This window comes from Halopolyspora algeriensis (assembly GCF_003337235.1).
GTDB classification, from domain to species: domain Bacteria; phylum Actinomycetota; class Actinomycetes; order Mycobacteriales; family Pseudonocardiaceae; genus Haloactinomyces; species Haloactinomyces algeriensis.
The window spans coordinates 85,612-107,013 of record NZ_QPJC01000002.1 but is presented as its reverse complement, the minus strand read 5'-3'; the positions used below and the strand labels follow the sequence as shown (position 1 = coordinate 107,013).

Here is a 21,402-nt window from a genome sequence, read left to right as displayed (position 1 = left end):
AAGGCCGCCGCTGCGGTCAGCGACCTTTCCGCATCTCCCGCCCGCACACAGCATCCACCGCCCACACCAGGGCAAACACCGGATACGCCCACGGCGAGGCGCTCGCCGTGCCGAGGAGCGCGGTGACGCACTCGGTCACCGCGGGATCCCGGTCCGGGGCTGCGTCAGGGCCGTGCTGCGCAGTGGCGACAACGAGGCAGCAGGCGAGTACGTCTTTCGCTGGTGCATGCCCGCATCCTGCGGCTTCGCGCGGGCGGTGGCCTTCGGGAACGTCCCGGAAAAGATCCGGACACCACCCCGGGAAATCCCCGACGGGGATGCCCTCCGGCCCGCTAACCGGTTCGCCACGGCTCGTGGCGCTCAGAGCGAGTGAATGGGGATGAAGCCCTCGGCTGCGGTGAAGTCCCGCGGGTTGACAGTGATCGAATCGGGAAGCTGCTCGTCGGGAATCCTCTTCAGATTCAGCACAGCGCTGGTGTCCAGCGGTGCCCGCGATCCTCCGTCGCTCATCGAGTGTGCCAGACCGAATCGGCGGCGTTGTTGAACAGTTCTTCCAGATGGGTCTCTTCGGTCTCGAAACTGTCGTCACCGGACCGATCGGCATCAGCACGAAGGTCCTCGATGTCGACATCCGGGAGGTCGGCGAGAGCGGCCTTCAGCTCGCGCGCGGGAACGTAGCGCCGCCGGGGTCTGGGGCCGACCTCGGCAGCCAGGCGAAGGGCGGTATTGACCGTATCGACCTTGCTCTGCGTACCGAGAGCGGCACGAGCCCGTTCGAGAGCCTCGTCATCGAGATCGATCTGCGTCTTCACCATGTATTGAATTGTGCTACACGAGAACCCTCACTCACCGAAGTGATATCCGGAGTGAATCACCGCGTCGAACCGCTCCTGCGTGCTTTCCACCAAGAGTTCCTCACGCATTGTCTTCGGTACTGGCCGTGGTCGTAGCCGTGGTTGGCGGTCAGAAGGGCGTCCGGTCGGGCCGGTGGCTGGGCGTCCACGTCGCTTCGGGAGAATGCGGGCATGGTCGAGCAGAGCATCTGGATGCAGAAGGTCACCGACGACCCCGGGCATTCCACCTGGTATGTCGAGCGCTTCCGTTCCATGGCTCGCGCCGGCGACGACCTCGCCGGAGAAGCCCGCCTCGTGGACGCCATGGTGCCGCGCCATGCCCGCATCCTCGACGCCGGCTGCGGACCCGGCCGGGTCGGTGGCGCGTTGGCCGAGGCGGGCCACGACGTCGTCGGCGTCGACGTCGACCCGGTCCTGATCGAGGCCGCCGAGCAGGACCATCCCGGCCCGCTCTGGATGGTCGGCGACCTGGCCGAACTCGACCTGTCCGCCCAGGGCATCACCACACCGTTCGATGCCGTCGTCTGCGCCGGCAACGTGCTGCCGTTCCTCGCTCCGAGCACGCGTGGCGAGGTGCTGAAGCGGCTCCATGCGCATCTCGCGCCGGGCGGCCGGGCCGCGATCGGCTTCGGCGCCGGCCGCGGCTACGCGTTCAGCGAGTTCTTCGAGGACGCGGCAGCGGCCGCGCTCGAGCCCGACCTGCTGCTGTCCACCTGGGACCTGCGCCCGTTCACCGACGACTCGGACTTCCTCGTCGCCCTCCTCCACAAACGATGAGTGCCCGAGCCACTGAGCCTCCTCTTCACGGAGCGGGTCATCGGGCCCCTCGACGACTCGGGAGAACAGGGCACTGCAGCCGTTGAGAGCCGGCCACCCAGGTGGGCGTGGAGCACGGTGAAATCCCGTCCTCGACATCGTCGGTTTTACCGAACACCTCGTCGAGGGGCAATCGGGGCCGAGCCGGAGCACCGGCGAGGTCGGCGTGACGGTGCGACCCTGGCCGGATGGGAGAGTTGCTCGTCGGTACGGCCTCCTGGACCGACCGGACGCTGATCGCCTCGGGCTGGTACCCACCCGAGGCCAACACCCCCGCCAAGCGACTCGAGTTCTACGCGGGCACGTTCCCGCTGGCCGAGGTCGATGCCACCTACTACGGCCTGCCCGCGGAACGGACCGCGGCACTGTGGGTACAGCGCACGCCGGAGCACTTCACCTTCAACGTCAAGGCCTTCAGCCTGTTCACCCAGCACCCGACCAAGCCTTCCGCGTTGCCCAAGGACCTGCGGTCGGCCACCGAGCACATCGATCGAAAGAACGTCTACCTGCGCGATCTCGACCCGCACGTGGTCGACGAGCTCTGGCAGCGATTCCTGGGCGCCCTGGCACCGCTGTACGAGGCGGGCAAGCTCGGCGCGATCCTGTTGCAGTTCCCGCAGTGGTTCCCGATCGGCCGCACCAACAAGCAGTACCTGCTGGAGTGCCGGGACCGCGTCGCACCGATGCCGGTGTGCGTGGAATTCCGCAACTACACCTGGATGCAGGAACGCAACCGCGAGGAGACGCTGGAGTTCCTGTCCAGCCACGGCCTGCCGTATGTCGTGGTGGACATGCCGCAGGGACACACCAGTTCGATCCCACCGGTGGTGGCGGCCACCGCCGACCTCGCAGTCGTCCGGTTCCACGGGCGCTCGGAGCGCTGGACCAGCCGCGACATCGAAGAGCGATTCGGCTACAAGTACTCGCATCGCGAACTGGCCGAGTGGGCACCGAGGCTTCGCGAACTCGCCGATTCGGCCACCACGACGCACGTGGTGATGAACAACTGCTACCGCGACTACGCCCAGACCAACGCCGCGGACCTGGCCGAGCTCGTGCGCACGGCACCGCCTCCCTCCCGCAGCACGTCCCGGCAATGACAGTGCGCAACAGGCAGCCACTGTGGACTATCCGGTCTCCGCTGCCGCGCGGAACAGCTGCTTCGGCCGAAAAGCCGCCCAACACTGACCCGTTTGGACTACCCACTTTGTTCTCAACACAGCAAAAGTTCGTCCATTCGCGTCGATAGGTATTGAAGCCGGACCCGAAAGTGATTAACGTCTCAACGCGACTCGACAAGGGCGACGCCCAGGAGGCGAGGCGGTGTGAGGCGGATGTCGCTACGGCCGGAGAATGCGCAGCAAGCGCGAGTGCTGCGTCTGCTGCGCGGGAACGGCCCCACCTCCCGCGCGGAACTGGGTGAGTCCCTGCGCCTCTCGCGCTCGAAGCTCGCACTCGAAATCGACCGGCTCACCGAGCAGGGATTCGTCGAAAGCGACGGGTTCGCCGCCTCCCGAGGCGGGCGCCGCTCGTCGATCGTGCGGCTGTCCCGAACAACCCGGTTCGTCGGCATCGACATCGGCGCGACCTCGGTCGATGTCGCCGTCACCAACGGTGAGCTCGACGTGCTCGGTCACCTCTCCACCGAGATCGCGGTGTACGAGGGTCCGACCGCCGTGTTGGGCAAAGCGCTCGAACTGGTCGGCAAGCTCCGCGCCGAGGGGGTGGCCACCGACATTCACGGCGCGGGAATCGGCATCCCCGGCCCGGTGAGTTTCCGCGACGGCGTTCCGGTGGTGCCGCCGATCATGCCGGGCTGGGACCAGTATCCGGTGCGGGAGGCGATGAGCCAGGAACTCGGTGCGCCCGTGCTGGTCGACAACGACGTGAACCTGATGGCGCTCGGTGAGCACCACGCGGGCGTGGCCCGCTCGGTCGACGACTTCCTCCTGGTCAAGATCGGAACCGGGATCGGCTGCGGCATCGTCGCCGACGGTGACGTCCACCGGGGCGTGTCCGGCAGCGCCGGCGACATCGGCCATATCCGGATCGACGACGACGGCCCCCCGTGCACGTGCGGAAACATCGGATGCCTGGAGGCCTACGCCAGTGGGGCCGCCCTCGCCCGCGACGCGACGGCGGCCGCCCGCGTCGGCCAGTCGACCTACCTCGCCGAGCGGCTCGAGGAGACGGGCACGCTGTCCGCCGCCGACATCACGGCCGCCGTCGCAGCCGGTGACCCGACCGCCGTGCAGATGTTGCGTGGCAGCGGGCACCGGGTCGGCCAGGTGCTGGCCGGTCTGGTGAGTTTCTTCAATCCCGGCCTGGTCGTCATCGCCGGCGGCGTGGCAGGCGCCGGACACTCCCTGCTGGCGGAGATCCGCAGCGTCGTCTACCGCCGCTCGCTGCCGCTGGCCACGGGAAACCTGCCCATCGTCCTGTCCGAACTGGCCGATGCCGCCGGTGTCGTCGGCGGTGCTCGCCTGATCAGCGACCACGTCTTCTCCGTCTCCGGCGGAGCCGAGGAGCGCTAGGAGGAGATGTCGATGACCACACCCCTGCTCGAAATGCGCGACATCGTCAAGACATTCCCCGGTGTGCGGGCACTCGACGGTGTCGACCTCGACGTGCGCCCCGGTGAGGTCCACTGCCTGCTCGGCCAGAACGGTGCGGGCAAGTCGACCCTGATCAAGATTCTGTCCGGCGCCCACCGCACCGACGAGGGCACGATCACCTGGCAAGGCACCCCGGTATCGCTGCGCAGCCCCTCGGCGGCGATGAAACTGGGCATCGCCACGATCTACCAGGAGCTCGACCTCGTCGACGGCCTTTCCATCGCCGAGAACATCCACCTCGGACACGAACGCTCCCGACTGGGCTTCTCCCGGCGCGCCGAGATGCTGCAGGCCGCCCGGAAAGTGCTCGACCGGCTCGGGCACGGCGACCTCGACCCCGCACGGGAAGTCGGAGAGCTTCCGTCGGCCCTCAAACAGATCGTCAGCATGGCCCGCGCCCTGTCCCACGATGCCCGGCTGATCATCATGGACGAGCCCTCGGCCGTGCTCGCCCATGACGAGATCCGGGGGCTGTTCGAGGTCATCGGGCAGCTCACCGAGCAGGGCATCGCCGTGGTCTACATCTCCCACCGGCTGGAGGAGATCCGCGAGATCGGCGACCGCGTCACCGTGCTCAAGGACGGCCGGACGGTGGCCGGCGGGCTCCCGGCGGAGGAAACACCGACGCAGCAGGTCGTGTCGCTGATGACCGGCCGTGACGTGGAGTACGCCTTCCCGCAGCGCCCACAGGTGGGCGCCCGCGAACACAGCCCCGAACTGCTCCGGGCCGAGCATCTCTCGCGCCCCCGGGAGTTCGACGACATCTCCTTCACCGTGCGACGCGGAGAGATCGTCGGGCTCGCCGGGCTCGTGGGGTCCGGACGCTCCGAGATCCTGCAGACGCTCTACGGCGCGCGCACCCCCGCCACCGGACGGATCCTGGTGGACGGCGAACACCTGCGGCCGGGAAGTGTCCGGGCAGCCGTGCGGGCGGGGATGGGCCTGGCCCCGGAGGAACGCAAAAGCCAGGCCCTCGTCCAGTACGAATCGATCGCCCGCAACGTCTCCCTGGCCTCGCTCGGGCGGTACTCCCGCCTGGGCTGGGTCGACCGTGGACGTGAACACGCCGCCGCGAGCGCGGCGACCGACTCGCTGCAGCTGCAACCCGCGGACACTCGGCGCCCGGTGCGCGTCCTGTCCGGCGGCAACCAGCAGAAAGCGGTCGTCGCGCGATGGCTGCTCGCCGACTGCCGGCTGCTGCTGCTCGATGAACCGACCCGCGGCGTCGACGTCGGTGCCCGCGCCGAGATCTACGCGCTGGTGCGCCGGCTCGCCGACTCCGGTGTCGGCGTGGTGCTGGTCTCCAGTGAAATCCCCGAAGTCCTCGGCCTGGCCGACCGCGTCCTCGTCCTGCGCGAAGGCCGCATCGTCCGCGAGGCCGACGCCCGCGACATCGACGAGCCCCAGGTCCTCGACCTGTTCATGGAAGGGAGCGCGGCATGACCGAGCAGCCCCCCGCCGCCGAAACGGTGCCCGAGGCGACGCCGGACACCAGCACGGCAACCCCCCGGTCAGGCAGGCCCACCGATCGCCTCCGGCTCGCGGGCGCCAACCAGCGGCAGGTCCTCGGGCTCGTGGCGGTGCTGGCACTCCTCGTTGCGGCCGGATCCGTCACCACGGAGAACTTCTTCCAGATCTCCAACCTCGTCCTGCTGCTCACCCAGGCCTCGATCATCGGCGTCGTGTCGATCGGCATGACCTTCGTCATCATCAGCGGCGGCATCGACCTGTCGGTGGGAGCGATCATCGCGCTCGCCTCGGTGTGGGCCACCACGGGCGCGACGCAGGACTTCGGGCTGGCAGGCATGCTGTTCACCGCGATCGTCGTGGCGACCGTCTGCGGCCTCGTCAACGGCGGGCTCATCGCCTACGGAGGGCTCGTCTCGCTCATCGTGACGATCGCCGGGATGGCCGGCTTCCGCGGCCTGGCCACGCTCATCTCCGGAGGACGGTCCCAGGTCGTGGAGACCTCGGCCTTCAGCGCGATCGCCACGACCGACATCCTCGGCATCCCGCTGCTCGTCTACATCTTCGCCACCGTCGTCGCAGTCGGCTGGCTGCTGCTCAACCGGACGACGTTCGGACGGCACGTCTTCGCCATCGGCGGCAATCCCGAAGCCGCTCGACTCGCCGGTATCGATGTCCGGCGAGTGCGGGCCACCGTGTTCGCGCTCTCGGGCCTGTGCTGCGGCATCGCGGCGATCATGCTGACCGCGCGGACCAACACCGGGGCCAGCACCCACGGCACCTTCTACGAACTCGACGTCATCGCCGCCGTCATCCTCGGCGGCACCCTGCTCACCGGCGGCCGCGGAACCCTCATCGGTTCCATTCTCGGCGTCCTCGTCTTCACCACGGTCACCAACATCTTCGTCCTGAACAACCTGTCCACACCCATCCAGCAGATCGCCAAAGGCGTGATCATCGTCGTCGCCGTGCTGCTCCAGCGCCGCGCGAACAAAGAAGCGGCCACCTAGACCCACCGATCCGGTCATTCGCCGAACGCAACTCCCTTCAAGGAGGCGGAATCATGTCGCAATCCACCAACGGGACCACGCACCGTCGCCGCTTTCTGTTCGGCGGCGCCGCCGTCGGCGCGGGCGCACTGCTCACCGCCTGCACCGGCAGCGGCAGCAGCGAGGAGAACAACGCCAGCGAACTCGTCGGCAACCAAAACCAGCAGGGCTCCAACGCCAAACCCGGCAAGACGGTGACGATCGGACTGTCCATCCCCTCCGATGACCACGGATGGATGGGCGCCATCGGCGCCAATGCCCTCGCCCAGGCCGAAAGTTTCGACGACGTCAAGCTCGAGGCCACCGAAGGCACCAACGACGTCAACAAGCAGATCTCGCAGATCCAGACCCTGATCAACAAGAAGGTGGACGTCCTGGCGATCCTGCCCTTCAACGGCGAGTCACTCACCGCCGTGGCACAGCAGGCCATGCAGGCTTCGATCCCCGTGGTCAACATCGACCGGATCTTCGGGTCCAAACTCGCCTACCGCACCTGGGTCGGCGGCGACAACTACGGCATGGGCGTCAACGCGGGCAACTTCATCGCGAACAGGCTCGCCGAACAGGGCAAGACCGACAACCCGGTCATCGTCGAGGTCGCAGGCATCGACAACCTGCCGCTGACGCAGGAACGCAGCAAAGGCTTCTCCGAAGCGCTCGACGCCCATGGGCTCACGGTCACGATGCGCCAGGCCGCCGAATTCACCCCCCAGTCCGGACGCACGGTCATGGGCAACGTCCTGCAGGCCCAGGACCGGATCGATGCCGTGTGGAACCACGACGACAACCAGGGTGTGGGCGTGCTGGCGGCGATCGAGCAGGCCAACCGCTCCGGCGAATTCTTCATGGTCGGCGGCGCAGGCTCGAAAGTCATGATGGAACACATCCGCTCCGGAGACGGCCCCATGGCCGCCACGGTCCTCTACCCGCCGACCATGTCCGCCTCGGCAGTCAACCTCGCCCGGCTCATCGCGCAGGGACGCAGCATGACGGACCTGGTCGGGCGTGCTGTTCCCAGCGAGATCACGCTCCACTCGGCCACCGTGACCAAGGACAACGTCGACCAGTACCTCGACATCGCATTTTGAGAAACGGAAGCGGATCGGCTTGCGTGAGGATGCGGGTAGCGGCACCTCAGGCGCCGCCTCGCCTCCGGGATTCGGCACATCGAGTAGCCACCTGCGCCGCGTGCCGTCTGTCCTCGCGAGGCGACGTCTGAGAACCCGCGGCGGTGCCGGTTGCTCACGTGACGAAAGCGGCTCACGCCGCTTACCCGACGCTCGCTGTGTCCCGGCAATACCCAACCCACATTCTCCGGAGAAGGTGAACATGACAGACAGGCAGCCACTCGGCGTCGGCATGGTGGGATACGCCTTCATGGGCGCGGCCCACTCGCAGGCCTGGCGCACCGTCGGCCGAGTCTTCGACCTGCCCGTGCACCCCGCCATGGCCGTGCTGTGCGGCCGTCACGCGGGCAACACCGCCGCGGCAGCCACCCGACACGGATGGGCCGCGGTCGAAACCGACTGGCAGAAGCTGATCCGGCGCGACGACGTCCAACTCGTCGACATCTGCACCCCCGGCGACAGCCACTCCGAGATCGCGATCGCCGCGCTGGAGGCAGGCAAGCACGTGCTGTGCGAGAAGCCGCTGGCGAATTCGGTCGCCGCCGCGACCGCGATGACCGAGGCCGCCGAACGAGCCCGGCAGCGCGGCGTGCGCAGCATGGTGGGATTCAACTACCGGCGCGTTCCCGCGCTGTCCCTGGCACGCAGGATGATCGCCGACGGGCGGATCGGCACGATCCGGCACGTGCGCGCCCAGTACCTGCAGGATTTCCTCGCCGACCCGCAGCTGCCCATGATGTGGCGTCTCGACCGCGAACGCGCGGGCTCGGGCGCGCTCGGCGACATCGGAGCCCACATCGTCGATCTCACGCAGTTCCTCACCGGTGAGCAGATCGCGGGCGTGTCCGGACTGACCACCACGTTCGTACCCGAACGCCCACGCGCGGACGGCAGCGGACAGTACGCCCGGGTGACCGTCGACGACGCAGCGGCCTTCCTCGCCCGCCTCACCGGCGGAGCCATGGCGACCTTCGAAGCCACCCGCTTCGCCGTCGGACGCAAGAACGCGATGCGCATCGAGATCAACGGCTCGGCAGGAAGCCTCGCCTTCGACTTCGAGGCGATGAACGAGCTGCAGTTTCACGACCACACCGAAAGCCCCGACACCGGCGGATTCCGCCGAATCCTGACGACCGAACCGTCGCATCCCTACCTGGAGGCATGGTGGCCGCCGGGTCACGGGCTCGGCTACGAGCACACCTTCACGCACCAGATGCGCGACCTCCTCGAGGACATCGCGACCGGAACCGACCCCGCCCCGTCGTTCGCCGACGGCCTGGCGGTGCAGCAGGTGCTCGACGCCGTCGAGCGCAGCGCAGCCGATCGCAGCCGATGGACGGAGGTGAGCACCCCGTAAGGAACCGATCGCCCTGCACGCCACCGAGAAAGGAAAACCGCTGATCATGGACAGATCCACAGCACGCAACCGCCGCGATTTCCTCCGTGCCGCGACGGGAACCGTCCTCGCGGCAGGAGCGTCGACGGCCTGGATGGGCACCGCCGTCGCCGGGCAGACCCCGGCCCGCGGGCGGCATCTTCCCCCGAACAAAATCGGCATCCAGCTCTACACGATGCGCTCCCTGATGAGCGAGTCCGTGGAGGACACACTGACCTTCCTCTCCCGCGTCGGATACGCGGAAGTGGAATTCGCCGGCCTGTACGGCTACAGCCCCGAACGCATGCGCGACCTGCTGCGGCACCTCAAGCTCCAGGCGCCCGCGAGCCACGACAGCATCCCGTCCAACCAGGACCAGCTGGAGCAACTGCTGGAACAGGCCCGCACGCTGGGGCAGCGCTGGGTCGTGCTGCCCTACTTCGCCGCCGACACCCTGAAGGAGTATCACCAGCTCGCCGAGCGCCTCAACTGGGCCGGCGACATCGCCCGCAGGCACGGCCTCCGCGTCGGCTACCACAATCACGCCCACGAGTTCGACTCCTTCGGTGGGACGCGCCCGTACGACCTGCTGCTCCGCGAGACGGACCCACACCTGGTCGACTTCGAGCTCGACATCTACTGGGCGATCAAGGCGGGCGTGGACCCGACCGACCTGTTCGACCGGGCGCCGGGGCGCTTCCCGCTCAGCCACGTCAAGGGCATGTCCGCCGACGGCTCCTTCGCCGACGTGGGAGAGGGTGTTCTCGACTACGGGCGCATCTTCGCCGAGAAGGAACGCGCCGGCATGCAGCACTATTTCGTGGAACGCGACGACCTGCCGCACCCGAAGGAAACCGCCAGGGACAGTTACCGCCACCTCCGGCAACTGACCTTCTAGAAAATGCCGTGACGTCCTGCTCGGACAGTTGGCCGACCACCGTTTCGGCGGCGTTCGGCCACCCGAGCGAAAAAATACCCAGCACCAAGCCGAGAACAGTTCCGAAAAGCGTATTTCCACCGGCGGATCGCAAATCCGCCCGGAGGCAGTACGCACCAAAAGCCGCGAGAACACTTCCGTGATCGCGGCCCGGCACCGACCCGCAAGACCCCCCATTCGACATTGTCTTCCAGGGGAGACGCCGTGCCAACACCATTACGCAGAGCAGTCGGATCAGCACTCAGCGCCTTACTCGTTCTGGGAACCCTGGTCGCCTTCGCCGCGCCCGCCCAGGGCCGAACCGCCCCGACAATCCGCGAAACCGCGGGCGCCCAGCAGACCACCGAAAACCGGAACGAAGCCGAAGCCCAGCACGAAGCGTTCAACGTCCTGGTCTTTTCGAAGACCGCCGGCTACCGGCACGCCTCGATCCCGGACGGAATCGCCGCGATCAAGGAACTCGGTGCCCAGCACCACTTCGGTGTCGACGCCACCGAGGACGCCGGGGCCTTCACCGACGACAACCTCGAGCAGTACGAGGCCGTCATCTGGCTGTCGACGACCGGCGATGTGCTCAACGAGGCCCAGCAGGCCGCGTTCGAACGGTACATCAAGGGCGGCGGCGGATATGTCGGCATCCACGCCGCCGCCGACACCGAGTACGACTGGCCGTTCTACGGCAAGCTCGTCGGCGCGTACTTCGATTCCCACCCGTCCGTGCAGGAAGCCACGGTCCGGACCACCGACCGGGTGCACCCCTCAACGAAGCCGCTGCCGAAAACCTGGACCCGCACCGACGAGTGGTACAACTACGCGTCCAACCCCCGGGGTGACGTGCACGTCCTCGCCGCGCTGGACGAGTCGACCTACGACGGCGGGGCCATGGGTGCCGACCACCCGATCAGCTGGTGTCAGCTTCACCAGGGCGGCCGCGCCTGGTACACCGGCATGGGCCACACCGCGGCGTCCTACGGTGACCAGAAGTTCCTCGACCACATCGCAGGCGGTATCCGCGCCGCCGCGGGTGACGTGAACGCCGACTGCGGCGTGACGAACTGGTCCAACTTCGACCAGGTGACCCTCGCGCAGGGCCCCGACGAGGTCGGCGAACCCATGGGCATGGCGGTGCTGCCGGGCGGCGGCGTGCTGCACAGCGAACGGCAGGGCACCCTGTCCTACACCACCGCCGACGGTGAAACCAGCGTGGCGGCGGACATCCCCGTCTACACCCACGACGAAGAGGGTCTGCAGTCCATCGCGATCGACCCGAACTTCGCGCAGAACCGCTGGGTCTACGTCTACTACGCACCGCCACTGGACACCCCCTCGGGTGATGCGCCGGAAACGGCCGACGACCCGGCGGTGTTCGAGCAGTGGCAGGGCCACAATCAGCTCTCCCGCTTCAAGTTCCGGAACGGCAAGCTGGACATGGCCAGCGAGCAGCAGATCATGCGGGTCGACGCCACGCGCGGCATGTGCTGCCACGTCGGCGGGGACATCGCCTTCGGGCCGCAGGGCAACCTCTACCTGTCCACCGGCGACGACTCGAACCCGTTCCAGTCGAGCGGCTACACCCCGATCGACGAGCGCAGTAGCCGCAACCCCGCTTTCGATGCGCAGCGGACCTCGGCCAACACCAACGACCTGCGCGGCAAGGTCCTGCGCATCAGCGTGCAGGACGACGGCTCGTACACCGTCCCGGACGGCAACATGTTCGCCGGAGACAGCAGCGACAAAACCCGCGGTGAGATCTACGCGATGGGCTTTCGCAACCCGTACCGGATCTCCGTCGACCACAAGACCGGAACGCTCTACGTCGGCAACTACGGCCCGGACGCGGCCACCGCCGATCCGCAGCGTGGCCCCGCAGGCATCGTGGAGTTCGAGCGGATCACCGAGCCGGGCTTCTACGGCTGGCCGTACTGCGTGGGCACAAACAAGGCCTACCACGACTACGACTTCGCCACCGGCGAATCGGGGCCCGAATTCGACTGCGCGAACCCGGTCAACGAATCGCCGAACAACGACGGGTTGACCCAGCTTCCTGCGGCCAAGCCCGCGTGGCTGCCCTACAACGGCGATTCCGTCCCCGAATTCGGCAGCGGCAGCGAGTCCCCGATGGGCGGACCGGTCTACCACTTCGACGCCGACAACACCTCGGAGACGAAGCTGCCCGCCTACTTCGGCGGCAAGTTCTTCGCCTACGAGTGGGGCCGCGGCTGGATCAAGACCATCTCCACGACCGACGACGGCCAGCCGGCCGAGATCGACCCGTTCTTCCCGACGATGGAACTGACCCGGCCGATGGACATCGAGTTCGGCGCGGACGGCTCGCTGTACGTGCTCGACTACGGCAGCGGTTACTTCGGCGGGGCCGAGGACTCGGCACTGTACCGGATCGACTACGTCAAGGGTGATCGCGCGCCGAACGCGGAAGTCTCCGCCGAGCCGACCTCCGGGCAGGCACCACTCGAGGTGAGCTTCTCCTCCGAGGGATCCACAGATCCGGATCCGGGCAGCTCGATCACCTACGCGTGGGACTTCGACGGTGACGGGCAGACCGACGCCACGGACCCGAACCCCACCCACACCTACACCGGCAACGGTGAGTACACCGCGACACTGACCGTGACCGACGAGACCGGCAAGACCGGAACGGCCAGCGAAACCATCGTGGTCGGCAACACCGCGCCACAGGTGACCTTCCAGAAGCCGGCCAACGGGCACGTCTTCGACTTCGGTGACACCGTTGCGTACCAGGTCTCGGTCACCGACCCCGACGGGACGCCGGTCGACTGCTCGAAGGTCGAGGTCGAATACATCCTCGGCCACTCCACCGGCGACGACGCCCACGGCCACCCGCTGAGCCAGGCCAACGGGTGTGAAGGCACGATCGAAACCGCCAGCACCGACGGTCACCAGGGCGCCGACATCTACGGGGTGCTGCACGCCGGCTACACCGACAGCTCACCGAACGGGAAAGCCCCCGAGCTGACCGGTGAAGCCGAGATCACCCTGCAGCCCGCCACCAAGCAGGCGGAGTTCTTCGACGACAGCAACGGCGTGCAGGTCGTCGAGGACAGCGAAGGAGCGCAAGCCGGTGCCCGGGTCGGACACATCCAGCCCGGTGACTGGCTCTCGTTCCAGCCGTACAACCTCGCCGGAGTGAACTCGATGAGTTTCCGGGTCTCCTCGGGCGGCGACGGCGGCACCATCGAGGTGCACTCCGGCTCCCCCGACGGCCCGCTCGTGGCCACCGCCGAGGTGTCCAACACCGGTGGCTGGACGAACTACGCCGAAACCGGACCCGTGCCGGTGACGGATCCGGGCGGTACGGGCAAGTTGTTCCTGGTCTTCACCGGCAGCGGCTCCGGCGGCCTGTTCGACGTCGACTCGTTCACCCTCCACGGCTCCGACGGACCACCCCCGCAAACCTGCGAGCCGGTGAATCCGGAGAAGGGCTACACCAGCCTGTTCGACGGCACGACCGAAAGCATGCAGGGCTGGTCGCAGGCCGGTCCGGGTCGGTTCGAGCACACCGAGAACTGCAGTCTGCGCTCGGTCGGCGGCATGGGCCTGTACTGGCACTCGGCCGAGAAGTTCCAGGCGCCGTACTCGCTGAAGCTGGACTGGAAGAAGCCCGGTGACGACAACTCCGGTGTCTTCGTGGGTTTCCCCGACCCCGGCAACGACCCGTGGGTCGCGGTCGACAAGGGCGAGGAGATCCAGATCGACCCGACCGACGACCCGGCCAACCGGACGGGAGCGATCTACGACGAGCAGGCCCCGAACCCGGAGAAGGTCCAGCAGGCACTGAAGCCCGACGGGGAGTGGAACACCTACGAGATCGTCGTGACGAAGAAGACGATCACCGTCCACCTCAACGGCACGAGGGTCAACCACTGGGTCGACGACGACCCGAACGTGGACCTGACCCAGGGCTACATCGGCCTGCAGAACCACGGTGACAGCGACGACGTGTCCTTCCGCAACGTCCGGATCGACACGACCGTCGACGTGGCGGCGCCGGCGGTGTCGGCACAGCTGGACCCACCGGACCCCAACGGTGACCCGCACGGCAAGTACGAGGGCACCTACAACACCCCGGTGACGACCTCGCTGTCGGCCGACGACGGTGAGGGCTCGGGTGTGGCCGAGCTCGAGTACTCCCTCGACGACGGCCAGTGGAAGACCTACACCGATCCGCTGACCGTCGAAGCCGCCGGGAAGCACACCGTGGCCTACCGGGCCACCGACAACGCGGGCAACACCTCGAAGACCGCGAAGGTCGGTTTCGAGATCGTGCCGGATGCCTGCCCCGGCTCGGACCTCCGCGAGACGGTGATCATCGGTGACGCCGACACCGGGGTGAACAACGTGGACACCGGTGACGGCTGCACGATCAACGACCTGATCGCCGAAGACGCCACCTACGCCAACCACGGCGCCTTCGTCGACCACGTCGAGAAGGTCACCGACACGCTCGTGGCCGACGGTGTGATCACCGACAAGGACAAGGGCCGCATCATGCGGGCCGCCGGGCGCTCCGACGTCGGCAAGTAAGTAATCCCCACCCGCCACCGCCCGGGTTCCCTGCAGCCACCACTGCCGGGGACCCGGGCCCCGGGAAAGGAGCCGCCCACAACCGGGTGGACCGCACGAACCCGCCTACCGCACCGAACCGCAACGAGTTCGGCGACCACACCGCTCAAGCACCGACGCCCTCAGACTTCCGTGCCTGTGGCCGGGGGAACCGAAGGGAGACCCATGACCGACAAGCAGCCTCGGACCGGCCCGATCGAGCGGCAGATGTCCCGCCGCTCCATGCTGGCCGGTGCCGCGGCGAGCGCTGCCGTTCCCGTCGCCGCCACCACTGTGGGTGCCCCGCCCGCCACGGCTGCCCCCGGCAACGGCCGTGGCAACCCGAACCGTGGCCAGACCAGACGGATCACGATGTACGCCGAGGAGATCTCCGGCGGCATGATCGGCTACGGGCTCGCCCCCGGGGAAGCCACGGTGCCGGGCCCGATCCTTGAAATGTGGGAAGGGGACACTCTCGAGATCGAGCTGGTCAACAACACCGACCGGCAGCTGTCGATCCACCCGCACGGAGTGGACTACAGCGTCGACTCCGATGGCAGCCCACTCAACGCGTCCTTCAACGAGCCCGGCGAGCGGCGCACGTACGTCTGGCGCACGCACAGCCCGTACAAGGCCGAGGGCGGCCGGTGGATGCCCGGCAGTGCCGGGTACTGGCACTACCACGATCACGCCATGGGCACCCCGCACGGCACCGAGGGAATCCGCAAAGGCCTCTACGGTGCCCTGATCGTTCGACGCAAGGGCGACATCACGCCCGACCGGCAGTTCACGGTCGTGTTCAACGACATGACGATCAACAACCGGATAGCCCCGGATGCGCCACTGTACAAAGCTCGGCTCGGCGAACGGGTGGAGTTCATCGCGATCGGGCACGGCAACACCTTCCACACGTTCCACATGCACGCCCACCGCTGGGTGGACAACCGCACCGGCATGCTCGAAGGCCCGAATGACCCGAGCCCGGCAATCGACAACAAGGACCTCAACCCCGGGGACTCGTTCGGATTCCAGGTGATCGCCGGGGAAGGCGTCGGGGCGGGAGCGTGGATGTACCACTGCCACGTGCAGTTCCACTCCGACCAAGGAATGGCCGGGATCTTCCTCGTCCTCAACGAGGACGGCAGCGTTCCCGACGGCGCACAAGCCGCCTTGGACCGCTACCGCGACGGCGGCTAGGAGACCTCATGGGTCCGCCAGCCCACAACTCCGCCGAGTCGAACCACGAGTGAAGGAGCAGGCATGGATCGAAGATCTCTTTTGCTCTCATCGCACAAGAGACATGCACGGCCGAAGAGATGGCGACGCGCGATGGTTCTGATAACCAGCGTTGCGCTGGCTCTGGGGCTCTCCGCGATCCCCGTCTCGGCCGCGCCCGGGACTCCCGGAAAGCCCGGCAACCCTGGGAAACCGGGAAACCCCGGGAAACCCGGTACTCCCGGCAAACCGAAAAACCCCGGGGCACCGAAGACTCCGGTGAACGTGCTGGTGTTCCACGGCCCTGCAGCCAAGCAAGGCGATCCGGTCGGCCAGGCCACGACGGCGTTCGAGGAACTGGGCGAGGAAAACGGCTTCACCGTCGACGAGTCCACGGACCCGGGCGTGTTCACCACCGAGAACCTGGAGCAGTACCGGGGCGTGGTGTTCCTGTCCGCCAAGGGCGTGACACTCAACGCCGACCAGAAGACCGCGTTCCAGAACTACATCCAGGGCGGCGGCGGTTTCCTCGGCATCCACGACGCCGCACGCGCCCAATCCGGCTCCGACTGGTTCACCGGCCTCATCGGCACCCGCCCGGGGCCCAGCCCGACGAACGTGCAGAAAGCCGTCGTCAGCCTCGTCGACCGGCAACATCCGGCCAACCAGGGACTACCACTCACCTGGACCCGCTCCGACCAGTGGCTCAACTGGTCCCCCAACCCGGTCGGCAAGGTCCACACGGTCGCACAGGTCAAGGAGAAGGAGTACAAGCCGGGCGAGGGCGCCAACGGCCCGTTCCACCCGATCTCGTGGTGCCGCGACTACGACGGCGGGCGATCGTTCTACACCGGCATGGGTGCCACCAAGGCCAGCTACACCGAGCAGAATTTCCGCAGCCACCTGCTCGGCGCCATCCAGTGGACGACCGGCATGGTTCGGGGTGACTGCCAGGCGACCATCGCATCGAACTACAAGATCGAGCGACTGACCGGTGAGAACAAGTCGGGACAGCTCGACCAGCACGGCGAGATGCACGGCCTGACCATCGGCCCCAACGGCACGGTCTTCTACATCGGCAAGGCGGCCTGCCCGTCCGGCCCGGTCCGCGACTGGGACAACCCCGACGTCGGCCTCGGCTGCGGCACCATCCACCAGTGGAACCCGGAGACCAAGAAGGTCAAGCTGCTGACCACGCTGGATGTGTTCGGCAACCGGGGCAGCGGGAGCGAGCTGGTCAAAACCGAGGAAGGCCTCATCGGCATCACCCTCGACCCCGACTTCGCCGACAACGGGTGGATTTACATCTACTGGATGCCGCACGAGTCCATCGACCGCGACAAGCGGATCGGCAAGCGGACGGTCTCGCGGCTGACCTACGACTTCGCCACGGAGTCGATCGACACGAGCTCCCGCGTGGACCTTCTGCAGTGGAACGCCCAGATCCACAGCTGCTGCCACGCCGGCGGCGGGCTGGACTTCGACGACGAGGGCAACCTCTACATCGCCGTCGGTGACAACAACTCCTCCCGCGGATCGAGCGGGTACTCCGGCAACAACTGGACCAAGGACTACAAGGGCCTCTCGTTCCAGGACGCGCGGCGCACCTCCGGAAACACGAACAACCTCAACGGCAAGATCCTGCGTATCGACCCGCTACCGATCCCGGACGGCGAGCAGCCGACCCCGGGCGTCGATTCGACCTACGAGATCCCCGAGGGAAACCTGTTCCCCGAGTCCGAAGACCCGGGCGACAAGACCCGCCCGGAGATCTACGTGATGGGCGTGCGCAACCCCACGCGGCTGCACATCAACGAGGAAACCGGCTGGCTGCACACCGGATGGGTCGGCCCGGACGCGTTCGAGCCGAGCCCGACCTGGGGCCCGGCGAAATATGACACCGCCACGGTCATCACCTCCGCAGGCAACCAGGGCTGGCCCTACTGCATGGGTAACAGCCAGCCCTACCGCAACCGCAGCAACACCGACGCCAGTGTCCCCACCAACTGGTACGACTGCGACGACCTCAAGAACACCTCGCCACGCAACACCGGTCTCGTCGACATTCCCGATGCCCGCGACAACATGATCTGGTACTCGCCGGGAGGTGGCGGGCCGGTCTTCCCGGAGCGCGGCGACGGCAGCGGCGTCCCGACCTACAGGCAGGAGGACGCGACCTACACCGAGCCCTATGTCAAGGGCGGCTGCCAGGCGATCATGCCCGGGCCGGTCTACCACCGGTCCGAGGTCAACACCGACAGCGGTGTCGCCTGGCCGGCGCACTGGAACGACAAGTGGTTCATCGGGGACCAGTGCAACCCGGCCAATCGGGTCGCGGTGAGCGTGACCTCCGAGGGAGTCAAAAAGCAGGCCCCGCCCGTGTTCGCCGAAAGCCTGCGCCACATCATCCAGGTCGGTGGCGGCGACAACCAGCTCCAGAGCTGGATGGGTGCCCAGTTCGGTCCGGACGGTGCGCTCTACATGATCGACTACGGTGGCGGCTTCTTCAGCCTGACCGACAACCAGAAGCTGATCCGCATCACCTACGAGGGGGGTCCGGCCACGCCGGCACCGACAGCGTCGGCGACACCCGCCGCGCAGAACACCCCCATGAAAATGGCGTTCACCGGCGAGAGGTCCGGTGGCGTCTCCTACAAGTGGGACTTCGGCGACGGTGCCACATCAACCAAGGCCAACCCGACGCACACCTACACCAGCGGCGGCACCTACACAGCAACGCTGACGGTGACCTACGCCGACGGTGCGACAGCGACCACGGAAACCGAGGTCAACGTCGAATGCGCAGCACCCGACACCCGACCGACGGTCCGGCTGCGCGACACCGACACGGGCGTGGCCAACCATCAGCTCGGTGGCGGCTGCACAATCAACGACCTCATCGACGACGAGAGCGACTGGTCCGACCACGGCACGTTCGTGAGCTACGTGGGCGAGCTGGCCGACCGGCTGAAGAAGGACGGCATCATCAGCGGCCGCGAGAAGGGAATGCTCTCTCGCGCGGCGGGAAGGTCCGACATCGGCAAGAAGGACAACACCGGGCGGACCGGCGGGACCGGACCGAGGTGACCCGGCTCAGCAACGGTTCCGTGGGTCTGCAGACCACGGCGACAACAACTTGACCAAGTTCCGCAACATTCGGATACGGGAGCCGTAGCCCGGTGGTCAGCCGGTACGGGTGCCGGGGCCGTCCCCGGCACCCACCCGGCCGGCTCGGTTCCACCAGCAGCGTGGTGCCTGCCCGGGGCTTCCGGAGATCACGAGAGGTGCAGCACTTCCATGTTCGAACGGTTTCTTTCCGCCATGCCCGGCGGCCGTCGACGGACGGTGTACAGACCGCCGACAGCACGTCGCATGGTTGCGGCGATGCTGGGCGCGGCGCTGACAGCGCTGTGGCTGGTGCCGCTACCGGCCGCTGCCCAGGCGCAGGCACAGGCGAAGCAGGCACAAGAGCAGGTACTCACCTGGACCGCAGGCAACAGCGTCTCCGAGTACGTTTCCGCGCCGACGACGGCGACGGCAGGGCCGGCGACGCTCGTGTTCGAAAACAGCACGGAAACCGGCAACACCATGGGGATGTCGCACACCCTGACCTTCGACGTCTCCAAGCCCGGCTACAACCACGACGTCGACGTCGACATCCTGGCCAACCCCTTCGATTCCAACGGAGGACGCTACGAGGTCCAGGTCGACCTCACACCGGGGACGTACTACTACTTCTGCAAGATCAACGGTCACACGATGAGCGGTGAACTCGTGGTCACCGATGACGGTGGTGGGGACACGACGGCGCCGCAGGTCTCGGGAAACGTCTCCGGGAAGCAGGACCCGGACGGCAACTACGTGGGTAGTGCCACCGTCACCGTCTCGGCGAACGACTCCGAGTCCGGAGTGGACTCGGTGGAGTACGAGATCGACGATACCGGCTTCCAGCCGTATTCGGGTCCGGTGACGGTCGACGATCCGGGTGAGCACTCGGTGCAGTACCGCGCCACGGACGCTGCAGGGAACGTCTCGCAGGTGGGTTCGGTGTCGTTCACCGTGGTCGAATCGGCGCCCGAGGACACCACGGCCCCCGATGTGTCCGCCTCAGTATCCGGAGACCGGAACACGGACGGTGCCTATGTGGGCAGCGCGACGGTGACAGTGTCGGCCAGCGACAGCGAGTCCGGGGTGGCCACGGTCGAATACGCGCTGGGCGGTGCTTCGTACACGCAGTATTCGGGCCCGGTGACGGTGAACCAGCCGGGCGAGCACACGGTGAGCTATCGAGCCACCGACACCGCGGGCAACACCTCCACACCGAAAACGGTGACGTTCACCGTGGCCGAACCGGCACCCGAGGACACCACCGCACCGCAAACCTCGGCAACGGTATCCGGCAATCAGGACACCGACGGCAACTACGTCGAGTCGGCAACAGTGACAGTATCGGCCCAGGACGGCGGGTCCGGAGTGGACTCGGTGGAATACGCGCTGGACGGGCAACCGTTCGCAGCGTATTCCGGTCCGGTGACGGTGAACCAGCCGGGTGAGCACACAGTGCAGTACCGCGCCACCGACACCGCGGGCAACACCTCCACACCGAAAACGGTGACGTTCACCGTGGTCGAACCGGCACCCGAGGACACCACGGCTCCACAGGTCTCGGCGTCTGTGTCCGGAGACCAGGACGCCGACGGAAATTACGTGGGTGCCGCGACGGTGACAGTGTCGGCCAGCGACAGCGAGTCCGGGGTGGCCACGGTCGAATACGCGCTGGACGGTGCTTCGTACACGCAGTATTCGGGCCCGGTGACGGTGAACCAGCCGGGCGAGCACACAGTGCAGTACCGCGCCACCGACACCGCGGGCAACACCTCCACACCGAAAACGGTGACGTTCACCGTGGCCGAACCGGCACCCGAGGACACCACCGCACCACAAACCTCGGCAACGGTATCCGGGAAACAGGACACCGACGGCAACTACGTCGAGTCGGCAACAGTGACAGTATCGGCCCAGGATGCGCAGTCGGGTCTTGCCGACATCGAGTACTCGGTGGACGGGGATCCCTACGCGCTCTACACCGGTCCCATCGTGGTGAACCAACTGGGTGAGCACACGGTGAGCTACCGGGCCACCGACACCGCAGGGAACACCTCCACACCGAAATCGGTGACGTTCACCGTGGCCGAACCGGCACCCGAGGATTCCTGCCCCGACTCGGACACCCGCGACACGGTGATCGTCGGCGACGAAGACACCGGCGTGGACAACGCCAACACCGGCGACGGCTGCACGATCAACGACCTGATCGCCGAAGACGCCACCTACGCCAACCACGGTGCCTTCGTCAGCCACGTCAA

The 21,402-nt window shown here is 67.2% G+C and carries 13 protein-coding genes and 1 pseudogene; 12 read left to right on the top strand and 2 right to left on the bottom strand.

Annotation, left to right across the window (positions count from 1 at the left end; all coding sequences use genetic code 11):
• Positions 1-360 precede the first annotated feature (360 nt).
• Together DFQ14_RS21770 and DFQ14_RS03825 are read right to left on the bottom strand one after the other, a co-directional pair.
• Positions 361-510, bottom strand: coding sequence for a hypothetical protein (locus DFQ14_RS21770; RefSeq protein WP_158546646.1), 150 nt, complete (start codon positions 508-510; stop codon positions 361-363).
• Entirely contained in the window at positions 507-815 is a 309-nt protein-coding gene (locus DFQ14_RS03825) for a type II toxin-antitoxin system VapB family antitoxin (protein WP_179951489.1), read from the bottom strand. Before DFQ14_RS03825 ends, DFQ14_RS21770 begins: the two co-directional genes overlap by 4 nt.
• A 210-nt stretch (positions 816-1,025) precedes the next feature.
• Between DFQ14_RS03825 and DFQ14_RS03820 the strand changes: the two genes are divergently transcribed.
• The 12 genes and pseudogenes from DFQ14_RS03820 to DFQ14_RS03765 all read left to right on the top strand — a co-directional run.
• Positions 1,026-1,631 (top strand): class I SAM-dependent methyltransferase, encoded by a 606-nt coding sequence (locus DFQ14_RS03820; protein WP_114451671.1) that lies wholly within the window; start codon positions 1,026-1,028, stop codon positions 1,629-1,631.
• A gap of 227 nt (positions 1,632-1,858) precedes the next feature.
• On the top strand, positions 1,859-2,770 hold the full coding sequence (locus DFQ14_RS03815) for a DUF72 domain-containing protein (RefSeq protein WP_114451670.1): 912 nt from the start codon (positions 1,859-1,861) through the stop codon (positions 2,768-2,770).
• A 234-nt stretch (positions 2,771-3,004) separates the two neighbouring features.
• The gene (locus tag DFQ14_RS03810; RefSeq protein WP_420810136.1) at positions 3,005-4,204 is read left to right on the top strand and encodes an ROK family transcriptional regulator; all 1,200 of its coding nucleotides are present in this window, start codon (positions 3,005-3,007) and stop codon (positions 4,202-4,204) included.
• A gap of 6 nt (positions 4,205-4,210) precedes the next feature.
• Positions 4,211-5,728 (top strand): sugar ABC transporter ATP-binding protein, encoded by a 1,518-nt coding sequence (locus DFQ14_RS03805; RefSeq protein ID WP_114451668.1) that lies wholly within the window; start codon positions 4,211-4,213, stop codon positions 5,726-5,728.
• Positions 5,725-6,762, top strand: a complete 1,038-nt coding sequence (locus DFQ14_RS03800) for an ABC transporter permease (protein ID WP_114451667.1) — start codon at positions 5,725-5,727, stop codon at positions 6,760-6,762. Before DFQ14_RS03805 ends, DFQ14_RS03800 begins: the two co-directional genes overlap by 4 nt.
• Before the next feature lie 53 nt (positions 6,763-6,815).
• Complete coding sequence (locus tag DFQ14_RS03795) at positions 6,816-7,889, top strand: substrate-binding domain-containing protein (RefSeq protein ID WP_114451666.1); 1,074 nt, start codon at positions 6,816-6,818, stop codon at positions 7,887-7,889.
• Between the two features lie 241 nt (positions 7,890-8,130).
• Positions 8,131-9,285 carry a Gfo/Idh/MocA family protein gene (locus DFQ14_RS03790; protein ID WP_114451665.1) on the top strand — a complete coding sequence of 385 codons (1,155 nt, stop codon included), beginning with the start codon at positions 8,131-8,133 and terminating at the stop codon, positions 9,283-9,285.
• Positions 9,286-9,331: 46 nt separating this feature from the next.
• On the top strand, positions 9,332-10,201 hold the full coding sequence (locus tag DFQ14_RS03785; protein WP_114451664.1) for a sugar phosphate isomerase/epimerase family protein: 870 nt from the start codon (positions 9,332-9,334) through the stop codon (positions 10,199-10,201).
• A gap of 243 nt (positions 10,202-10,444) precedes the next feature.
• Positions 10,445-14,803 (top strand): ThuA domain-containing protein, encoded by a 4,359-nt coding sequence (locus tag DFQ14_RS03780; RefSeq protein WP_246195655.1) that lies wholly within the window; start codon positions 10,445-10,447, stop codon positions 14,801-14,803.
• A gap of 204 nt (positions 14,804-15,007) precedes the next feature.
• On the top strand, positions 15,008-16,018 hold the full coding sequence (locus tag DFQ14_RS03775; RefSeq protein WP_114451663.1) for a multicopper oxidase domain-containing protein: 1,011 nt from the start codon (positions 15,008-15,010) through the stop codon (positions 16,016-16,018).
• A gap of 297 nt (positions 16,019-16,315) precedes the next feature.
• On the top strand, positions 16,316-19,123 hold the full coding sequence (locus tag DFQ14_RS03770) for a ThuA domain-containing protein (protein ID WP_420810130.1): 2,808 nt from the start codon (positions 16,316-16,318) through the stop codon (positions 19,121-19,123).
• Positions 19,124-19,357: 234 nt separating this feature from the next.
• Positions 19,358-21,268 (top strand): annotated as a pseudogene (locus DFQ14_RS03765) (OmpL47-type beta-barrel domain-containing protein); the annotation flags it as partial.
• Positions 21,269-21,402: the final 134 nt, after the last annotated feature.

Coding starts and splice junctions, on each gene's coding strand:
- DFQ14_RS21770 (WP_158546646.1), bottom strand. CDS start 510: ATGAGCGACGGAGGATCGCGGGCACCGCTGGACACCAGCGCTGTGCTG.
- DFQ14_RS03825 (WP_179951489.1), bottom strand. CDS start 815: ATGGTGAAGACGCAGATCGATCTCGATGACGAGGCTCTCGAACGGGCT.
- DFQ14_RS03820 (WP_114451671.1), top strand. CDS start 1,026: ATGGTCGAGCAGAGCATCTGGATGCAGAAGGTCACCGACGACCCCGGG.
- DFQ14_RS03815 (WP_114451670.1), top strand. CDS start 1,859: ATGGGAGAGTTGCTCGTCGGTACGGCCTCCTGGACCGACCGGACGCTG.
- DFQ14_RS03810 (WP_420810136.1), top strand. CDS start 3,005: ATGTCGCTACGGCCGGAGAATGCGCAGCAAGCGCGAGTGCTGCGTCTG.
- DFQ14_RS03805 (WP_114451668.1), top strand. CDS start 4,211: ATGTCGATGACCACACCCCTGCTCGAAATGCGCGACATCGTCAAGACA.
- DFQ14_RS03800 (WP_114451667.1), top strand. CDS start 5,725: ATGACCGAGCAGCCCCCCGCCGCCGAAACGGTGCCCGAGGCGACGCCG.
- DFQ14_RS03795 (WP_114451666.1), top strand. CDS start 6,816: ATGTCGCAATCCACCAACGGGACCACGCACCGTCGCCGCTTTCTGTTC.
- DFQ14_RS03790 (WP_114451665.1), top strand. CDS start 8,131: ATGACAGACAGGCAGCCACTCGGCGTCGGCATGGTGGGATACGCCTTC.
- DFQ14_RS03785 (WP_114451664.1), top strand. CDS start 9,332: ATGGACAGATCCACAGCACGCAACCGCCGCGATTTCCTCCGTGCCGCG.
- DFQ14_RS03775 (WP_114451663.1), top strand. CDS start 15,008: ATGACCGACAAGCAGCCTCGGACCGGCCCGATCGAGCGGCAGATGTCC.